Source organism: Streptomyces sp. NPDC007808, from assembly GCF_042868655.1.
In the GTDB taxonomy this organism is placed as follows: domain Bacteria; phylum Actinomycetota; class Actinomycetes; order Streptomycetales; family Streptomycetaceae; genus Streptomyces.
Genome location: NZ_JBIAEQ010000012.1, coordinates 234629 through 252197, shown reverse-complemented (window position 1 = coordinate 252197; position 17569 = coordinate 234629). Strand labels below are relative to the sequence as shown.

Sequence of the window (17569 nt, the reverse complement as noted above, 5' to 3'; positions counted from 1 at the left end):
GGCTGTCACCCGACCGCCCGAGGATCATCGAGGAGACACGAGAACCGTGACGGACATCGTCGACGAGCTGAAGTGGCGTGGCGTGATCGCCCTGTCCACTGACGAGGACGCATTGCGCAAGGCGCTCGCGGACGGTCCCGTCACGTTCTATTGCGGCTTCGACCCGACCGCGGCCAGCCTGCACGTCGGTCACCTGGTCCAGGTCCTCACCATGCGCCGCCTCCAGCAGGCGGGCCTGCGCCCGTTGGCGCTGGTGGGCGGGGCGACGGGCCAGATCGGTGACCCGCGCCCCACCGCCGAGCGCACGCTGAACGACCCGGAGACGGTCGCGAACTGGGTGAACCGGCTGCGCGGGCAGATCGAGCCGTTCCTGTCCTTCGAGGGCGAGAACGCCGCGGTGATGGTGAACAACCTGGACTGGACGGCCGGCATGTCGGCCATCGAGTTCCTGCGGGACATCGGCAAGCACTTCCGCGTCAACAAGATGCTGACCAAGGACTCGGTCGCCCGTCGGCTGCAGTCCGAAGAGGGCATCAGCTACACGGAGTTCAGCTACCAGCTGCTGCAGGGCATGGACTTCCTGGAGCTGTACCGGCGGTACGGCTGCACGCTGCAGCAGGGCGGCAGCGACCAGTGGGGCAACCTCACGGCGGGTCTGGACCTGATCCACAAGCTGGAGCCGCACGCGGGCGTGCACGCGCTGGCGACTCCGCTGATGACCAAGGCGGACGGCACCAAGTTCGGCAAGACCGAGGGCGGCGCCGTCTGGCTCGACCCGGAGATGACGACGCCGTACGCGTTCTACCAGTTCTGGCTGAACGCGGACGACCGGGACATCTCGACGTACATGCGCATCCTGTCCTTCAAGTCCCGTGCGGAGCTGGAGGAGCTGGAGAAGCAGACCGAGGAGCGCCCCCAGGCCCGTGCCGCACAGCGTGCGCTGGCCGAGGAGCTGACGACGCTGGTGCACGGCGCCGACCAGACGGCCGCCGTGATCGCCGCGTCGAAGGCGCTGTTCGGCCAGGGCGAGCTGACGGAGCTGGACGACCGGACGCTGGCGGCGGCCCTCTCCGAGGTGCCCCACATCCAGGTCGAGCGGCTCGGTCCGGTCGTCGACCTGCTCGCCGAGGTCGGCCTGGTGGCCAGCAAGTCCGCAGCGCGGCGCACCGTGAAGGAGGGCGGCGCCTACGTGAACAACGTGAAGGTCGCCTCCGAGGACGCGGTGCCCGCGAAGGAGGACCTGCTGCACGGGCGGTGGCTGGTGCTGCGCCGGGGCAAGAAGAACCTGGCGGCGGTCGAAGTGACCGGCGGCTGAGCAAGCATGTGAACGGGGCGGCTCCGGTGGCGGGGGCCGTCCCGTTCGCCGTATGCGCCGTCAGGCTCTCCGCTTGCTGCCCCGGGCCGCCGTGTATGCCCTGTCGCCGAGGCCGACGAGGATGACCGCGGCCACCAGCTGGAAGGCGTGGCGCCACCAGTCGATCCCCGAAGTCGCGTCGACACCGGCCGCCCGCGCGATCGCGTTGCCCCCGATGGCCCCGATCATGCCCAGAATGATCGTCAGCCACAGCGGGATGTGCTGCTTGCCCGGGATGACCGCCTTGGCGATCAGGCCGAGCACGAGTCCCACGATGATCGCCCACAACCAGCCCATGGTGGCCTCCTCGTACGGCTCGACGTGAGCACTAAGGCCAGTGTCGGTCCAGGCGCCTTACGCCGCATGCCGGATACGGTCGTACACGGTACGGCTGGCAGCGTTCCTCCAGGTCGCAGGGGCCCCGGTCTCGTAGGCGGCGCAGGCGAGGCGTACCGTGGGAGGTGTCCTGGCCCGGGCCCCCGACCGAGGGCGGGCGGGCAGGGACAGGGGGAGAGTCCGATGCGGGCGGATGGTGGAATGTGATGCGGAAGCTGCATGGCGACGGCAACGCCCAGGTGTTCCGGATCACCGGGGCCCGGGCGGGTCTCCAGGACGATGTGCGGGCCCGGCAGCGCCGGTACGTCATCTCGATGTCGGTGCGTACGGTGTCGGTGATCCTCGCGGCCTCGCTGTGGAACGTCGAACGGCACGTCGCGATCGTGGCGTTGGTGCTCGGGGCGGTCCTGCCGTACATCGCGGTGGTGATCGCCAACGCGGGGCGGGAGAACGCGCCGTCCTTGCCGTCGACGTTCGTGATGGCGCCGACGCGGCCGATGATCTCGCCGCCGCGGACGAACGACGGTTCCGCGGAATCCGTCCCGGAAGATGTCGCGGGTGAGCGCGCGTCCGGCGGACAAAGCAAACCCCACGACGGGACGTGATCCTGCGGAGTGGAGTACTCCGGAGTCGACTCCACGCCAAGCTCAGGAAAAGCTCAGATCAATAGTGTTGTTCCGGTGCCGGGGGACGGGTTACCCGTGACATACTTCGTGGACGCTCCGCATCCCCCGTCGGAGCGATGGACCGACGCCGGGCAGCTCCCCCCGTGGCTGCTCGGCGTCGCCTTTTTGTGCGCGAACCTGTGAGACGAATCTGTGAGTGACGAGACGCCGATCTGCTCCGCCAAGGGGTGCCGTGCCGACGCCGTGTGGGTACTGGCGTGGAACAACCCCAAGATCCATACGCCGGAGCGACGCAAGACGTGGCTGGCCTGTGAGGAGCACCGCGAGCATCTGTCTCAGTTCCTCGGGGTGCGGGGTTTCCTGAAGGACGTCGTCCCGCTGACGGAGTGGGAAGCGGCCTCTTCAGCCGCCGATGGCTGACATCGGCCGGTCCGGCTGGACGAAGCTCGGGTCGTCCAGGCCGGCGCCTGCCTTCTTGCCCCACATCGCCAGCCGCCAGATACGGGCGATCTCCTCGTCCGGGGCGCCCGAGCGCAGGGCGGCGCGCAGGTCGGTCTCCTCGGTGGCGAACAGGCAGGTGCGGACCTGGCCGTCGGCGGTCAGTCGGGTGCGGTCGCAGGCCGAGCAGAAGGGACGGGTGACCGAGGCGATCACGCCGACCACGTGGGGGCCGCCGTCGACGAGCCAGCGCTCGGCGGGGGCCGAGCCGCGCTTGTCCGCGCCCTCCTCGGTCAGCTCGAAGCGGGTGCGCAGGGAGGTCAGGATGTCCCCGGCGGTGATCATGCCGTCGCGCTTCCAGCCGTGCTGGGCGTCCAGGGGCATCTGCTCGATGAAGCGCAGTTCGTAGTCGTGCTCCACGGCCCAGGCGAGCAGGTCGGGGGCCTCGTCGTCGTTCAGCCCCGGCATGAGGACCGAGTTGACCTTGACCGGGGTCAGGCCGGCCTCGCGGGCGGCGTGCAGGCCCTCGATGACGTCCTTGTGGCGGTCTCGGCGGGTGAGGGTCTTGAAGACGTCGGGGCGCAGGGTGTCCAGGGAGACGTTGACGCGGTCCAGGCCCGCCGCCTTCAGGGCGGTCGCGGTGCGGCTCAGGCCGATGCCGTTCGTCGTCAGGGACATCTGCGGGCGGGGCTCAAGGGCCGCGACCCGCTCCACGATGCCGACCAGGCCGGGGCGCAGCAGGGGCTCGCCGCCGGTGAAGCGGACCTCCTCGATACCGAGGGAGGTGACGGCGATGTCGATCAGGCGGACGATCTCGTCGTCGGTGAGCAAATCGGGCTTCGCCAGCCACTGCAGGCCCTCCTCGGGCATGCAGTACGTGCACCGCAGGTTGCAGCGGTCGGTCAGCGAGACCCTCAGGTCGGTGGCCACACGGCCGTAGGTGTCGATGAGCACTGGGCCCCCTCCCTCGTCACGGAGCACATCTCTTCCGTTGCCTGCGAGCCTACGTGACCGTACCGACAACGACAGGGCCCGATCCCACGACGTAGGACGCGGCCGCGTCGTAGAGACCTACGACGCGGCCGCCGAGGGGGCCTGCTCAGTGGGCTCCGGTGCCGGTCAGGGACCGGACCTCCAGCTCCGCGTACTTGCCCTTGTCCGCCTCTTCCTTGGACAGGACCGTGCCGAGCCAGCCCATCAGGAAGCCGAACGGGATGGAGATGATGCCCGGGTTCTTCAGCGGGAACCAGGCGAAGTCGACGTCCGGGAACATCGCCTTGGGGTCGCCGGAGACGACCGGCGAGAACAGCACCAGGCCGACGGCGACGATGAGACCGCCGTAGATCGACCACAGCGCGCCCTGGGTGGTGAAGCGCTTCCAGAACAGGCTGTACAGGATCGTCGGCAGGTTGGCGGAGGCCGCGACCGCGAAGGCCAGGGCGACCAGGCCGGCGACGTTGAGGTCGCGGGCGAGGGCGCCGAGCAGGATGGAGACGGCGCCGATGCCGATCGTGGCGAGGCGGGCGGCCCTGACCTCCTGCTTCTCGGTGGCCTGGCCCTTCTTGATGACGTTCGCGTAGATGTCGTGGGCGAACGACGAGGACGAGGCCAGGGTCAGGCCGGCGACGACCGCGAGGATCGTCGCGAAGGCCACCGCCGAGATGGTGGCGAGCAGGATCGCGCCCCAGGCCGAGTCGACGCCGCCCAGGTGCAGGGCGAGCAGGGGTGCCGCCGTGTTGCCGGACGGGTTCGACGCGATGATCTCCTCCTGGGAGATGAGCGCGGCGGCGCCGAAGCCGAGGGCGATGGTCATCAGGTAGAAGCCGCCGATGATGCCGATCGCCCAGTTCACGGACTTCCGGGCGGCCTTGGCGTTGGGCACCGTGTAGAAGCGGATCAGGATGTGCGGCAGACCGGCGGTGCCGAGCACCAGGGCGATGCCGAGGGAGATGAAGTCCAGCTTGGAGGTGCCGGTGGCGCCGTACTGCAGGCCGGGCTCCAGGAAGGCGGCGCCCTTGCCGCTGTTCTCGGCGGCCTTGCCGAGCAGGTCGGAGATGTTGAAGTTGAACTTCAGCAGCACCAGGAAGGTGATCAGGATGGTGCCGCCGATGAGCAGCACGGCCTTGACCATCTGGACCCAGGTGGTGCCCTTCATGCCGCCGATGGAGACGTAGACGATCATCAGCACGCCGACCAGGGCGACGATGAGGATCTTGCCGGCGTCGGAGGTGATGCCGAGCAGCAGCGACACCAGGACGCCGGCGCCCGCCATCTGGGCCAGCAGGTAGAAGATCGACACGACGATCGTGGACGTACCGGCCGCCGTGCGCACGGGGCGCTGGCGCATGCGGTACGCGAGGACGTCACCCATCGTGTAGCGGCCCGAGTTCCGCAGCGGCTCGGCCACCAGGAGCAGGGCGACCAGCCAGGCGACCAGGAAGCCGATGGAGTACAGGAAACCGTCGTAACCGAAGAGGGCGATGGCGCCCGCGATGCCGAGGAAGGACGCTGCGGACATGTAGTCGCCGGAGACGGCGAGGCCGTTCTGGAAGGCGCTGAACGAACGGCCGCCCGCGTAGAAGTCGGCGGCGTCCTTGGTCTGGCGGCCCGCCCAGACGGTGATGAACAGGGTCGCGATCACGAAGGCCGCGAACAGGCTGATGATGAGCGGACGGTGCTGGCTGGCCTCGTTGGCGGCGAGCTGGAGCTGGGTCATCTCGGGGCTCATGCGCCGCCCTCCATACGGGTCTTGATGGCCTCGGCCTTGGGGTCGAGCTTGGCGCCCGCGTGGCGCGCGTACCACCAGGCGATGAGGAACGTGGTGACGAACTGGGCGATACCGAAGACGAACGCGATGTTGATGTTGCCGAACAGCTTGGTGCCCATGAAGTCGCCCGCGTAGTTGGAGAGCAGGACGTACAGCAAGTACCAGACGATGAAGGCGACGGTCAGCGGAAAGGCGAAGGAGCGGTACGAGCGGCGCAGTTCGGCGAACTCCGCGCTCTGCTGCACCTCGGCGAACTCCTCGGTGGAGGGGAGTTTGTGTTGCTCTTTCGAGGGGGGCGGTGCGTCGGTGGCCACGGAGTCTCCTCGCGTTGCGGGCGCTGTTGCGACGGTGGACGGGGACGAGTCGGGTGTGGGGGGCGGGTCGGGGGTCGGGGACGGATCGGAAACGGACATGCGACGGCTCTGTTCCTCGTGGTGATGTGGATCACTGGAGCCGGGTGGCGAATGGTAGGGCCCCGGCGGGTGACCCAACAGGGGCTCGATCGTGCTCGCGCCTCCTGCCCAAGGTCACGGCGCCACGCTAGGACCGGTTCAACGGCTCGGGCGTCTTTCCGAAGTCGCCCGGATCACGATTGCCGACCGGGAGGGCCGGGGATAGCTTCACCCTGCACCACTCGTCATGTACCTGCCCGCACGCTCACCCGCGCCCCGGGCGGTGCCCGTTCCGGATGATGTGGAGATCCCATGGCTCATCTGCGGTCCAGACGCAGGCTCGGCCTCGCCGTACCGCTGGTCCTGTCCCTCGCCGCCTCGCTCGGCCCGCTTCCGACGGCGGTCTCGGCGGCACCGCTCGCGGAGCCCGCCGCTCCGGCCGCACAGGCGCCCACCCTCGCGTACGTGGTCAACACCCGGACCGATCGCCGCACGGTGGAATCGGTGCGGAAGGCGATCGCCGAAGCCGGCGGGACCGTGGTGGTCACGCACGGGAGGATCGGCGTGATCGTCGTCCACTCGGCGAACCCCGGCTTCGCCGAGGCCATGCGCGCCGTGCGCGGGGTCGAGTCGGCGGGTGCGACCCGTACGGCGCCCCTGACGCCCGCCGGCTCGACCGACGAGGGGCCCGTCCAGGTCCTGACGAAACAGCAGGCCGCGAAGACGGCAGGTGCCGCGAAGGCCGGCGGTGAGCCGCTGGAGGCCGACCAGTGGAACCTGCGCGCGATCGGCGCCGACCGGGCCGCCGGCATCGACCCCGGCAGCGCCAGGGTGACCGTCGCCGTGATCGACAACGGCGTCGACGACACCCACCCGGACCTCGCGCCGAACTTCTCCGCCGCCCAGTCCGCCAACTGCGCCGGCGGCAAGGCGGACACCCGTGCCGGAGCCTGGCGGCCGTACTCCCCCGCCATCGGCCACGGCACACACGTGGCCGGTGAGATCGCCGCACCCCGCAACGGCGTCGGCATCGCCGGTGTCGCTCCCGGGGTCAAGGTCTCCGCCATCAACGTGAGCGACCCGGTCAACGGCCTCTATTACCCCGAAAGCGTGGTGTGCGCCTTCATGTTCGCCGCCGATCACGGGGTGGAGATCACCAACAACAGCTACTACGTCGACCCGTGGCTGTACAACTGCGTGGACGAGCCGGACCAGCGGGCGATCGTCGACGCGGTCGACCGGGCGCAGTCGTACGCCCAGCGCAAGGGCACGCTCCATGTCGCCTCCTCCGGCAACTCCAACCACGACCTCGACTCCGACGCACTCGTCGACGCCAGCAGCCCCGACGACTCGACGCCGGTCGAGCGCACCGTCGACCCGCACGAGTGCCTCGACGTGCCGACGCAGTTGCCGGGTGTCGTCACGGTCGGCGCGACGGGCGTGCGGAACGTCAAGTCGTACTACTCCTCGTACGGTTACGGCGTCGTCGACGTCGCGGCACCGGGCGGTGACCGGCTCTACCAGATCCCGGACACCCCCTCCAGGAACGGCCGCATCCTGTCCACCCTCCCGGACGGCAAGTACGGCTACCTGCAGGGCACGTCGATGGCGGCCCCGCACGCCGCGGGTGTCGCCGCGCTGCTGAAGTCGCGGTACCCGCACGCGACTCCGGCCCGGCTGAGGGCTCTGCTGAAGGCCCAGGCGGACAACCCGGGCTGCCCCGAGTCCTACGACCCGAACGGCGACGGCACACAGGACGCGGTGTGCGAGGGCGGCGAGCGGCGCAACGGCTTCTACGGGGCCGGCATCGTGGACGCGCTGGACGCGGTCGACTGACGCGCGGACTCCGGGAAGGGGCGGGGGCCCGGTGGCGTGCCGCACGGGCCTCACGGCCGAGGGCGGCGATGTGACGGGCAGTGGCGCCATGACCGACAGTGAGCCCATGACAGACGCATCCCGAGTCCCCGCCACCGCCCTGGAGTACGCATGGTCCGCGCTGGGCGCAGACCCCGCCCTCCTCACCCGCGTGTCGTGCCTGCCCCGGCCCGCCGTCCTCGAAGCGAGGCTTCCCGTAAGGGAGTTGGCGCGCGCGTGCGTCGGTGCGTGCGCGCTGGCCGCGGCCGAGCTGGGGGCGCGGCGGGCCGGGCTCACCGAGGTGCCGCAGGTGCGGCTGGACGACGGGGCGATCGCCACGGCGTTCACGAGTGAACGGCATCTGCTGGTCGACGGGCGCGCCCCGGTCACCTTCGCGCCCCTGTCACGGTTCTGGCGGACGGCGGACGGCTGGGTGCGGACGCACGCCAACTATCCGCATCACCGGGCCCGGCTGCTGGCCGCGCTGGATCTGCCGAAGGAGGATCCGGAGGCCGTCGCGGCCGCCCTCGCCGAGCGGTCCGCGGGTGAGGTGGAGGAGTCCGTGTACGCGGCCGGGGGGCTGGCCGTGGCGCTGCGCACGCCCGAGGAGTGGGCGGCGCACGAGCAGGCGGCCGAGGTGGCCCGGCGGCCGCTCGTGGAGCGCGAGGCACCGGCCGGTGAAGGTCGGGACGGCCGGCTCGGCGGGGCACGCGCGCGTGCGCTGCCGCCGATCGACGCTGCTCCCCTGCTGCCCGCCGCCGGGGTACGCGTACTGGATCTGACGCGGGTCATCGCGGGTCCCGTCGCCACGCGCACCCTCGCCCTGCTCGGCGCGGACGTCCTGCGCGTGGACCCGCCGCACCTGCCCGAACTCACCGACCAGCACGCCGACACCGGCTTCGGGAAGCGCTCGGCGGCCCTCGACCTGGCGGCCGACCGGCGCGTCTTCGAGGAGCTTCTCGCGGCGGCGGACGTCGTGGTCATCGGGTACCGGCCGGGCGCCCTGGACCGGTTCGGGCTGTCTCCGCAGGAGCTGGCGGCGCGGTGGCCGGGGCTGGTCGTGGCGCAGCTGTCGGCCTGGGGGGCCGGCGGTCCGTGGGGCGGTCGGCGCGGCTTCGACAGCCTCGTGCAGGTCGCCACCGGTATCGCCGCCCTGGAGGCGGCCCCGGCCGACGACTCGGCCCGGCGGCCCGATGCGCCGCCCGCGCGGGGCGGTTCGGTCGAGCGCCCGGGTGCGCTGCCCGCGCAGGCCCTCGACCACGGCACGGGCTATCTGCTGGCGGCGGCCGTGCTGCGGGCGCTGACCGAGCGGCAGGAGCACGGGTACGGCCGGTGGGTGCGCCTGTCACTGGCGCGCACCGCGTGGTGGCTGACGCACGGGATCCGGCCGGCTTCGCAGGGGACCGTCGCGTACGACGGGCCCGGGGCCTGGCTCACCGAGCGGGACAGCCCGCTCGGGCGGCTGCGGTACGCCCTGCCGCCGGTGTCGTTCGCGGGCGGCCCCGCCGACTGGGCGCGACCTCCCGGGGTCCCGGGGGCGGACGAGGCGCGCTGGGAGCGGTGGGACGCGGCACCTCGCGTGGACTGAGCACCCGGCCGGTGGCCGACGTACCCCTGGGTGGAATGCCGGAGCACCACTTGTTTTCCCGTGCTTGCCTGTTCTGTGGCGACTTGTGATGATCTTGAGGTGACATTGACGAAACCTTCCCTCGCCGGGGCGGACGGGAGCCCGTCCAGACCCCGCCCCGGCGTCGGTCCCGCGGTCGCCCTTCTCGTCCTGGTGGGGCTGGCGGCGCTCGTCCCGCTGCTCGGGCCGTCCGCCGCGTTGCGCGGCACCGGGGAGGCCGCCGCCCCCGGCACCGGTGGGATCGCGTTGCTGCGTTCGGTGCTGTTCGCGGCGCTGTGCGTCCCGCTGGGTGAGCTGCTCGTGCGGCGACTGGCCCGTTCCGTGCCCGGCGCTCCCTCGGCCCTGCCTCGCAGTTGGGCCCCCCATGCGGCCGCCGTCGGTTTCGTCGCCGCCCTCGGTCTCGCCTCGGTCGTCTCGACGGGCAACCTCGTGCCGGACAGCCCCTCCGACCTCGACATCGGCGGCCTGTACGCGTCACGGGACGGCAAGCTCGCCCTGGTGGAGGTCAACGCCTTCGCGGCGGCCTGGCTGTGCGCCCGCTCGCGCCGGCCCGCCGCGCAGGTCTGGCCGTCGGCCGCGATCGTGGTCGCCGAGGCGCTGCGTGCGCACCCGACGACCGAGTACAGCCCGCTGCTCGGCTCCGGACTGACGCTGGTGCACCTGACCTGCGCGTCGCTGTGGGTGGGCGGACTGCTGTACACGCTGCGGGCCCTGCGCGCAGGGGCCGCCCGGGAGGCGGGCGCGACTCTGCTGGGGCTCTACGCGCGCGTGGCGGCCGTCCTGCTCGCCGCCATCACCGCGACGGGGGTGGGGAGTTCGCTGCGCCGGATGCCGTCGGACACGATCCTCGCGCAGCTGACGGAGACCGCGTACGGGCGTGCCCTGCTGGCCAAGGTGATCCTGGTGGCGGCCGTGGCCGCGCTGGCCCTGTGGGCGCGTATCCGGTTGAGCCGGGCGGCGGACCCGCTGACCGCGTGCTCCCCCGCCCGGGCGGAGGTCGCCGTCCTGGCAGTGGTGGTCGCGCTGTCGGGGCTGCTGACAGCCCTTCCGGTACCGATCCGCTGGTGAACCCGGCCGCAAGCTTGTCGGCGGCCGTCGTACGGACGCCGGGCGGCGGGACGCGCGACCGCCGTCCCAGACGCCCGCCCGAGCGGAGATCGCCCTCCCGGGAACAGTGATCGCGCTGTCAGGGCTGCTGACAGCCCATCCGGTACCGATCCGCTCGTGAACCCGGCCGCAAGCTTGTCGGCGGCCGTCGTACGGACGCCGGGCGGCAAGGCACGCGACCGCCGTCTCAGGTCCCGGCCGCTTCCAGCAGCGTCCCGGCCGCGTAGGTGACGCCCATGGCGAGCGCGCCGCCCGCCACGTTGCGCAGCACCGCTCGGGCCGGGGCGGCGGCTCCCAGGCGGGCGCTGCTCCAGCCGGTCAGGGCGAGCGCGGCGAGGACGGAGGCGACGGTGACCGCCAGCCGCCACGGCGTCGGCGGCAGCACCATCGCGAGCAGCGGCAGCAGCGCCCCGGCCGTGAACGCCAGGAAGCTCGCCCACGCCGCGTGCCAGGGGTCGGTGAGCGCGTCCGGGTCGATGCCGAGCTCCACGCGCGCGTGGGCCCTGAGAGCGTCACGTCGCGTCAGCTGGACAGCCGCTTCCAGGGCCACCTCCCGCGACAGTCCGCGCCGCTCGAGCAGCTCCGCCAGCTCCTTGAGTTCCTCCTCCGGCCGCTCCCGCAACTCCCGCCGCTCCACGGCCAGGGCGGCCTTCTCCGAGTCGCGCTGCGTGGAGACCGAGACGTACTCCCCCGCCGCCATCGACATCGACCCGGCGAGCAGCCCGGCCAGTCCGGCCGTGAGCAGGGCCGAACGGTCGTCCGTCGCACCGGCCACACCGACGACGAGACCGGCGGTCGACACGATGCCGTCGTTCGCTCCGAGCACGGCGGCCCGCAGCCAGTTCAGCCGCTCGGCCAGTGGGCCGCCGTGGGCCTCGTCCCGCGTTGGTTCGGTCACATGCGGAGGATTTCACCGCAAGGGACATCAGGGACGTACCGACGCTCCCGGGCAACTCCGGCCCCCCGGCGCGGGACCATGGGACACCCAACGCCCCCTGCACGCCCACCGGTTGGCGCCCATGCGTTCGCCCCGCTCGAACGGGCGGGCGAGGCAAGGCACCTGACGGACCGGACTGTCAGTCGTGGCCCGTATCCTCAGTGACCATGCTCGAAGACCGTACGACCGTAGCGTCGTCCCCCACAGCGTGGCCGGCCGCGTATCCGCAGGGGTACGCGGTCGTTGACGTGGAGACCACCGGCCTGGCCCGGGACGACCGGATAATCTCCGCCGCCGTCTACCGGCTGGACGCGTGCGGCGAGGTCGAGGACCACTGGTACACGCTGGTCAATCCGGAGCGGGACCCGGGCCCGGTGTGGATCCACGGCCTGACGAGCGAGACGCTGGAAGGCGCCCCCCTCTTCACGGACATCGCGGAGGAGTTCTCGGCCCGGCTGGACGGCCGGGTGCTCGTCGCGCACAACGCCGTCTTCGACTGGCAGATGATCGCCCGGGAGTACGCGCGCGCGGAGCGCGAGGCCCCGGTGCGGCAGCGGCTGTGCACCATCGCGCTGTCCAAGGAGCTGGGCCTGCCGCTGCCCAACCACAAGCTGGAGTCGCTGGCCGCGCATTTCGGTGTCGTCCAGCGGCGCGCGCACCACGCGCTGGACGACGCGCGTGTGCTCGCGGAGGCATTCCGCCCGAGCCTGCGGGCCGCGGCGGCGGGCCGCGTACGGCTGCCGCTGCAGGAGTGCCGGCCGCTGACCGAGTGGCGGGACACGGCCACGCCCCGGATCGGGCAGCAGCCCGGCGGATACGGCGGTTACCGGCCGACCAGTTGGCGGCCCTCCCGGAAGAGGCCCGCCTGCCCCTACCCCAACCCAGGGCGGTACGAGGAGGGCAAAAGGCTTAAGCAGGGCATGCGGGTCGCCTTCTCGGGCGACACGTCGGTCGAGCGCGACCTGCTGGAGGACCGCGCGATCGAGGCCGGGCTGCATGTGGCGACGAGCCTGTCCCGACTGACCAGCCTGCTCGTGACGAACGACCCGGACGCGGGCACCTCCAAGGTGGTCAAGGCCCGGCAGTACGGGACTCCGGTGGTGGACGAGGCCGCGTTCGGACAACTCCTGCGGGACGTGGAACCGGCGTCGGAGCCGTGACCGTACGGACGGGTGATTGCCGCGCGACTCGCCCGCAGCCGTCTCGCCCGGACCGCGGCGACGGCTCACCCTGTGGCGCATGGCGACATGTGAAGTGTGCGGAAACGACTACGGAATGACCTTCGAGGTGCACGCGCAGGGCGCGGTGCACGTCTTCGACTGCTTCTCCTGTGCGATCCACCGCATGGCCCCGATCTGCGAGCACTGCCGTGTCCAGATCATCGGGCAGGGCGTCGAGGTCGACGGCCACTGGTACTGCGGCGCCCACTGCGCCCGCGCCGAGGGGAAGGCGGGAATCGTCGACAAGGTCTGACCCGGTACCCGCCTGAAAGCACCCCGCGACCGAGTTGTACGGTCGTGGGGTGTACCGCTTCCTGTTGTCCCGGCAGTGGGTGATCCTCACGGTGGTCGCCCTGCTCCTCATCCCCACGATGATCAGGCTGGGCATCTGGCAGATGCACCGCTACGAGGAGCGCAGCGCCCGCAACGAGCTGGTCGCCGACGCGCTGGGCGCCGAGCCGGTGCCGGTGGAGGAGCTGACCTCCCCGGGGCACACCGTCACCTCGAAGCAGCGGTACCGCACGGTGACCGCCGAGGGCCACTTCGACACCGACCGGGAACAGGTCGTCAGGCGGCGTGTCAACGCCGACGAAGAGGTCGGCTTCCACGTCCTGACCCCCTTCGTCCTGACGGACGGCAAGGTACTGCTGGTCAACCGGGGCTGGATCCCGGCCGACGGCCCCAGCCAGACGGCGTTCCCCGAGATCCCCGCCCCGCCGAGCGGCAGGGTCACCGTCACCGGGCGGCTGATGCCGGACGAGACGACCGAGGCGAGCGGCATCAAGAACCTCAAGGGCCTCCCCGACCGGCAGGTCATGCTGATCAACAGCGAGCAGGAGGCCGGGCGCCTCGACGCCCGGGTGCTCGGCGGGTACATCGCGCTGACGAAGCCCGAGCCCAAGGGCGGCACCCCGGAGCCGGTCGGCAGGCCCGGTGACGAGAACGCCCCGCTGAACTACGCGTACGCCATCCAGTGGTGGCTGTTCGCGGCGGGCGTCCCCGTGGGCTGGTTCATCCTGGCCCGCCGCGAGGCCCGGGACCGGGCGCAGGCAGCGGCGGCGAAGGAGACGGAGACGGCTCCGGCCCCGGTATAGCGTCCGCTCACCTTCCCCGCCCCGTGAGCTGGTCGCGCCAGTAGCGGAAGCTGCGTTCCGGGTCGGGCAGCAGATCCCACGGGTGGCGGGTCATGTGGCGGCCGATGCGCTGGAAGACCAGGCCCGCCTCGGTCGTGCGGTGGGCGCGGGTGAGCGCGAAGGCGAGCAGGTTGAGGTCGCTGACGGCCTCCGCGTGCGGTGCGGCGGTGGTGTGGAACCAGCGGGTGAGGGCCGTGTCGATCTCCCTGACCGCCCTGGGTTCGTTCCAGTGACCGCCCGCGCCGAGCGCGGCGGGTCCCGTCTGCCTCTGGCGGTGGGCGACGAGTTCGACGCGGGCCGCCACCGGCAGCAGGGCCACCGGGGAGCCGTGCGGCGCCTGGAAGGCGGCCTGCCAGGCGAAGTCCATCATGTCGGGGACCGCGCCCTGCCCGCGTGGGGACAGGTGGCTCAGCATCAGGTGGTAGGCCGTCCGATGCCAGGGTGCGCGGTTGACGGCCTGCGTCCACACCGGGACGGCGTCCTGCACCGGTGCGGCGCAGGCGTGCAACAGCGACAGCAGCGCCAGCCAGGGCGTCGGGTCCTCGGGACAGGCAGCGGCGGCCCGCAGACAGGTCTGCTCGGCCCGGCGGACCGCGGTGTGCCCCTCGACCGGGGCGCGGGTCGACTCGACGAACGCGCGCAGCACCAGGGCGTCACCGTCGTCGGGCCGGTCGGCGATCCATCTCTCGCCGACCACGGCCGGCAGGCACCGGGCGAGGACGCGGACCCGGTGGGCACGGCGGTCCCAGTCGCGTCCGGTGGCGCGCAGCAGGTCGGCGACGGGTTCCCAGGCGGGGGTGGTGCGGCCCGCGCCGAGGCCGTGGAGCTGTGGGGCGGGGCGAAGCTCCACCAGGATTCTGTGCAGGGGGTCGTCGTCGAGTTCGGGGCGGGTCAGGAGGGGGGCTCTGCGTCTCAGCATCCGGGTTCGCGTCTCGCCGTGGGGTTGTGCTTCGTGGGCGGCCACGGGGAGCCGTGGGCCGGGGTTCGGTTCCCCGCGCCTCGTGGACGTACGCACGAGGCGCGGGGGCCTGTCTCCTGTACGGCGTCAGCAGCACCGGCTCCGCGGGTGTTCCTCGCGGCGCAGGGTGCGCAGCACCTCGTACTCCCGCCGGGTCGGTACCGGCGCGTGCGGGTGCCGGCATCGGTGCCGCTCGCAGTAGCGGTCGTACTCGGCCTCTCCGGTCACCTCCCGCAGATACCAGCGCACGGTCCCGGCCCACCGTCGGACGTTCATGACCGGGCACCCGCCAGCGGCTCGTGCGCGGCCTGCTCCGGCACGTCGATCCGGGACTGGACGTACGGCGCCTCGGAGGTCGGCAGCGGCTCGGTCGCGCGGACGGCGCGGACGCACACCACGGCGCAGTTGATCAGGACGGTGAGGACGAGCAGCAGGAAGACGGCCATGAGCACACCGTCGACCGTGTTGTTCAGGACGATGGTGTGCATGTCGTCCATGGTCGTGGCGCCCGGCAGGAGCTGACCGTCCTCGATGGCCCGGGCGTACTTGTCGCGCAGGGCGAAGAAGCCGATCGCCGGGTTGTCGGAGAAGATCTTCTGCCAGCCGGCGGTGAAGGTGACGGCCACGTCCCAGGCCAGCGGGATGCCGGTGACCCACGCCCAGCGCAGTCTGCCGGACTTGATCAGCACGGTGGTGGTGACGGCGAGGGCGACCGCGGCGAGGAGCTGGTTGGCGATGCCGAAGAGCGGGAACAGCTGCTTGATTCCGCCGAGCGGGTCGGTGACACCGGCGTACAGGAAGTAGCCCCAGGCTCCGACGACCAGGGCGCTGGTGATCCAGATGCCCGGCTTCCAGGTGACCCGGCCGATCGGCTTCCACACGTTGCCGAGCATGTCCTGGAGCATGAAGCGGCCGACCCGGGTGCCGGCATCCACCGTGGTGAGGATGAACAGCGCCTCGAACATGATGGCGAAGTGGTACCAGAACGCCTTCATCCCGGCGCCGCCGAGCACCGCGGCGAAGATCTCCGACATGCCGACCGCGAGGGTGGGGGCGCCGCCGGAGCGGCCCACCAGTGTCTGCTCCTCGACCGCCGCGGCCGCCGCGGTGAGCTGGTCGGGGGTGACGGTGAAGCCGAGGTTCTTCACGGCTTCGGCGGCGGTGTCCACGGTCGGGCCGAGCAGCGCGGCCGGGGAGTTCATGGCGTAGAAGAGGCCGGGTTCGAGGACGCAGGCGGCGATCAGGGCCATGACGGCCACGAAGGACTCCGTGAGCATGGAGCCGTAGCCGATCAGCCGGACCTGGGACTCCTTCTGGATCAGCTTCGGGGTGGTGCCCGAGGAGACCAGGGCGTGGAAACCGGACAGGGCGCCGCAGGCGATGGTGATGAACAGGAACGGGAAGAGGGAACCGGCGAACACCGGCCCGGCGCCGGAGGAGGCGAAGTCGGTGACCGACTCGGCCCTGAGGTTCGGGGCGGCGATGACCACGCCGACGGCCATCAGGGCGATGGTGCCGACCTTCATGAAGGTCGACAGGTAGTCACGGGGCGCCAGCAGCATCCACACCGGCAGCACGGAGGCGAAGAAGCCGTAGCCGACCAGGCAGAAGACCAGGGTCTCGGGGCTCCACACGAAGTACTCGGCGAGGGAGGAGTCCTGGATCCAGCCGCCGCCGAGGATGGCGAGCAGCAGCAGGGCGACGCCGATGAAGCTGGTCTCCACGACCCGGCCGGGCCGCAGGTAGCGCAGGTAGAAGCCCATGAAGAGCGCGATGGGGATGGTCATGGAGACCGAGAAGGTGCCCCACGCGGACTCCGCCAGCGCGTTGACCACGACCATCGCGAGGACCGCCAGCAGGATGATCATGATGGCGAAGACACCGATCAGCGCGGCGGCACCGCCCACCTTGCCGATCTCGTCGCGGGCCATCTGGCCGAGGCTCTTGCCGTCCCGGCGCATGGAGAGGAACAGGACGATCATGTCCTGCACGGCCCCCGCGAAGATCACGCCCGCGATGATCCAGATCGTGCCCGGCAGATAGCCCATCTGGGCGGCCAGCACCGGTCCGACCAGCGGCCCTGCGCCGGCGATGGCGGCGAAGTGGTGGCCGAACAGGACCCGCTTGTCGGTGGGGTGGTAGTCGACGCCGTCCTCCAGCCGCTCGGCCGGGGTGGCGCGGGTGTCGTCGACCCGCAGGACGCGCCGCGCGATGAAGCGGGAGTAGAAGCGGTAGGCGATCGCGTACGAGCCGAGGGCCGCCACGACCAGCCAGACGGCCGAGATCTCCTCGCCCCGGGACAGGGCAAGCACGGCCCAGCCGAGGGCGCCGACGAGGGCGACGGCACTCCAGAGCGCGATCGACTTCGGCGACATCCGGGACTTTTCCGGCGCCCCACGACCGGATTCGGGCATGGCTGATGTGGGCATGACGGCTCCTGACCTCGACGGTTGGGTGGTGCGGGGGTGAAACGGTGCGGGAACTGCGGCTCAGCGATGTCGGTTCGCCAGCACGTACGCGGCGAGCAGGCACAGACCGCACCCCGGCACCCAGGCGAGCTGGTACCAGTAGAAGAACGGCGTCCCGGCCAGCCGCGGCTCGGCCCCGGCGTACAGAGGGACCCACAGCAGACCCGCGGCGGGTGCGAGGAGCAGTACGGCGATCGCGACGCGCCGTAGCCGGTGATGACCGGTCCGTGCCATGACCTGCGCTCCTCTCCCGCTCGCTGTGGGTTTGTGCAAGAGTTGCCCACCCGCCGGAGACGGTTGACAGCGGATGCCGAGAAAATTTCCCCCCGCTTTCCGTCCTCCGGACAAGCCC

18 protein-coding genes are annotated in these 17569 nt (G+C 71.5%); 9 read left to right on the top strand and 9 right to left on the bottom strand.

The window, feature by feature from the left end; translation table 11 throughout:
- The first annotated feature begins 46 nt into the window (after window positions 1-46).
- On the top strand, window positions 47-1315 hold the full coding sequence (gene tyrS / locus ACFYNL_RS37860) for a tyrosine--tRNA ligase (RefSeq protein ID WP_388812268.1): 1269 nt from the start codon (window positions 47-49) through the stop codon (window positions 1313-1315).
- A 60-nt stretch (window positions 1316-1375) separates the two neighbouring features.
- On the opposite strand, the gene ACFYNL_RS37855 is transcribed toward tyrS, so the two are convergent.
- Complete coding sequence (locus ACFYNL_RS37855; RefSeq protein WP_388812265.1) at window positions 1376-1651, bottom strand: GlsB/YeaQ/YmgE family stress response membrane protein; 276 nt, start codon at window positions 1649-1651, stop codon at window positions 1376-1378.
- A gap of 245 nt (window positions 1652-1896) precedes the next feature.
- Here ACFYNL_RS37855 and ACFYNL_RS37850 point away from each other — a divergent pair, with 245 nt between their 5' ends.
- The gene (locus ACFYNL_RS37850; protein ID WP_388812262.1) at window positions 1897-2295 is read left to right on the top strand and encodes a DUF3099 domain-containing protein; all 399 of its coding nucleotides are present in this window, start codon (window positions 1897-1899) and stop codon (window positions 2293-2295) included.
- Window positions 2296-2508: 213 nt separating this feature from the next.
- Entirely contained in the window at window positions 2509-2736 is a 228-nt protein-coding gene (locus tag ACFYNL_RS37845; RefSeq protein ID WP_388812260.1) for a hypothetical protein, read from the top strand.
- Here ACFYNL_RS37845 and moaA read toward each other — a convergent pair.
- From moaA to ACFYNL_RS37830, 3 genes are all read right to left on the bottom strand, one after another.
- Window positions 2719-3708 carry a GTP 3',8-cyclase MoaA gene (gene moaA, locus ACFYNL_RS37840; RefSeq protein WP_388812257.1) on the bottom strand — a complete coding sequence of 330 codons (990 nt, stop codon included), beginning with the start codon at window positions 3706-3708 and terminating at the stop codon, window positions 2719-2721. The two genes, ACFYNL_RS37845 and moaA, sit on opposite strands and share 18 nt — an antisense overlap.
- A gap of 145 nt (window positions 3709-3853) precedes the next feature.
- Window positions 3854-5482: a cation acetate symporter gene (locus tag ACFYNL_RS37835; protein ID WP_388812254.1), complete on the bottom strand. Its 1629-nt coding sequence runs from the start codon at window positions 5480-5482 to the stop codon at window positions 3854-3856.
- The gene (locus tag ACFYNL_RS37830) at window positions 5479-5835 is read right to left on the bottom strand and encodes a DUF485 domain-containing protein (protein ID WP_019758746.1); all 357 of its coding nucleotides are present in this window, start codon (window positions 5833-5835) and stop codon (window positions 5479-5481) included. The genes ACFYNL_RS37835 and ACFYNL_RS37830 overlap by 4 nt, the downstream gene beginning before the upstream one ends.
- Window positions 5836-6225: 390 nt before the next feature.
- On the opposite strand from ACFYNL_RS37830, the gene ACFYNL_RS37825 reads away from it, so the two are divergent.
- The 3 genes from ACFYNL_RS37825 (at window position 6226) to ACFYNL_RS37815 (ending at window position 10462) form a co-directional block, all read left to right on the top strand.
- Window positions 6226-7749, top strand: a complete 1524-nt coding sequence (locus tag ACFYNL_RS37825; RefSeq protein WP_388812252.1) for a S8 family serine peptidase — start codon at window positions 6226-6228, stop codon at window positions 7747-7749.
- Between the two features lie 106 nt (window positions 7750-7855).
- On the top strand, window positions 7856-9355 hold the full coding sequence (locus tag ACFYNL_RS37820; protein WP_388812250.1) for a CoA transferase: 1500 nt from the start codon (window positions 7856-7858) through the stop codon (window positions 9353-9355).
- A 99-nt stretch (window positions 9356-9454) separates the two neighbouring features.
- Window positions 9455-10462, top strand: a complete 1008-nt coding sequence (locus ACFYNL_RS37815; protein WP_388812247.1) for a CopD family protein — start codon at window positions 9455-9457, stop codon at window positions 10460-10462.
- Between the two features lie 226 nt (window positions 10463-10688).
- Here the strand turns inward: ACFYNL_RS37815 and ACFYNL_RS37810 are convergent, their stop codons facing one another.
- Window positions 10689-11399 carry a VIT family protein gene (locus ACFYNL_RS37810; protein WP_388812245.1) on the bottom strand — a complete coding sequence of 237 codons (711 nt, stop codon included), beginning with the start codon at window positions 11397-11399 and terminating at the stop codon, window positions 10689-10691.
- 206 nt (window positions 11400-11605) lie between these two features.
- On the opposite strand from ACFYNL_RS37810, the gene ACFYNL_RS37805 reads away from it, so the two are divergent.
- The 3 genes from ACFYNL_RS37805 to ACFYNL_RS37795 all read left to right on the top strand — a co-directional run bounded on the left by ACFYNL_RS37805 (window position 11606) and on the right by ACFYNL_RS37795 (window position 13752).
- Window positions 11606-12598, top strand: a complete 993-nt coding sequence (locus tag ACFYNL_RS37805; RefSeq protein ID WP_388812243.1) for a DEDDh family exonuclease — start codon at window positions 11606-11608, stop codon at window positions 12596-12598.
- A gap of 79 nt (window positions 12599-12677) precedes the next feature.
- Complete coding sequence (locus tag ACFYNL_RS37800; RefSeq protein ID WP_356578721.1) at window positions 12678-12911, top strand: hypothetical protein; 234 nt, start codon at window positions 12678-12680, stop codon at window positions 12909-12911.
- Between the two features lie 49 nt (window positions 12912-12960).
- Window positions 12961-13752: an SURF1 family protein gene (locus ACFYNL_RS37795; protein WP_388812240.1), complete on the top strand. Its 792-nt coding sequence runs from the start codon at window positions 12961-12963 to the stop codon at window positions 13750-13752.
- 7 nt (window positions 13753-13759) lie between these two features.
- Here the strand turns inward: ACFYNL_RS37795 and ACFYNL_RS37790 are convergent, their stop codons facing one another.
- From ACFYNL_RS37790 to ACFYNL_RS37775, 4 genes are all read right to left on the bottom strand, one after another.
- Window positions 13760-14710, bottom strand: coding sequence for a hypothetical protein (locus tag ACFYNL_RS37790; protein WP_388812238.1), 951 nt, complete (start codon window positions 14708-14710; stop codon window positions 13760-13762).
- Window positions 14711-14836: 126 nt separating this feature from the next.
- Window positions 14837-15025, bottom strand: coding sequence for a YbdD/YjiX family protein (locus ACFYNL_RS37785; protein ID WP_388812236.1), 189 nt, complete (start codon window positions 15023-15025; stop codon window positions 14837-14839).
- A complete protein-coding gene (locus tag ACFYNL_RS37780; RefSeq protein WP_388812233.1) occupies window positions 15022-17178 on the bottom strand; it encodes a carbon starvation CstA family protein in 2157 nt (718 codons plus the stop codon). Before ACFYNL_RS37780 ends, ACFYNL_RS37785 begins: the two co-directional genes overlap by 4 nt.
- Before the next feature lie 60 nt (window positions 17179-17238).
- Complete coding sequence (locus ACFYNL_RS37775; protein WP_388812230.1) at window positions 17239-17451, bottom strand: DUF3311 domain-containing protein; 213 nt, start codon at window positions 17449-17451, stop codon at window positions 17239-17241.
- Window positions 17452-17569 lie beyond the last annotated feature (118 nt).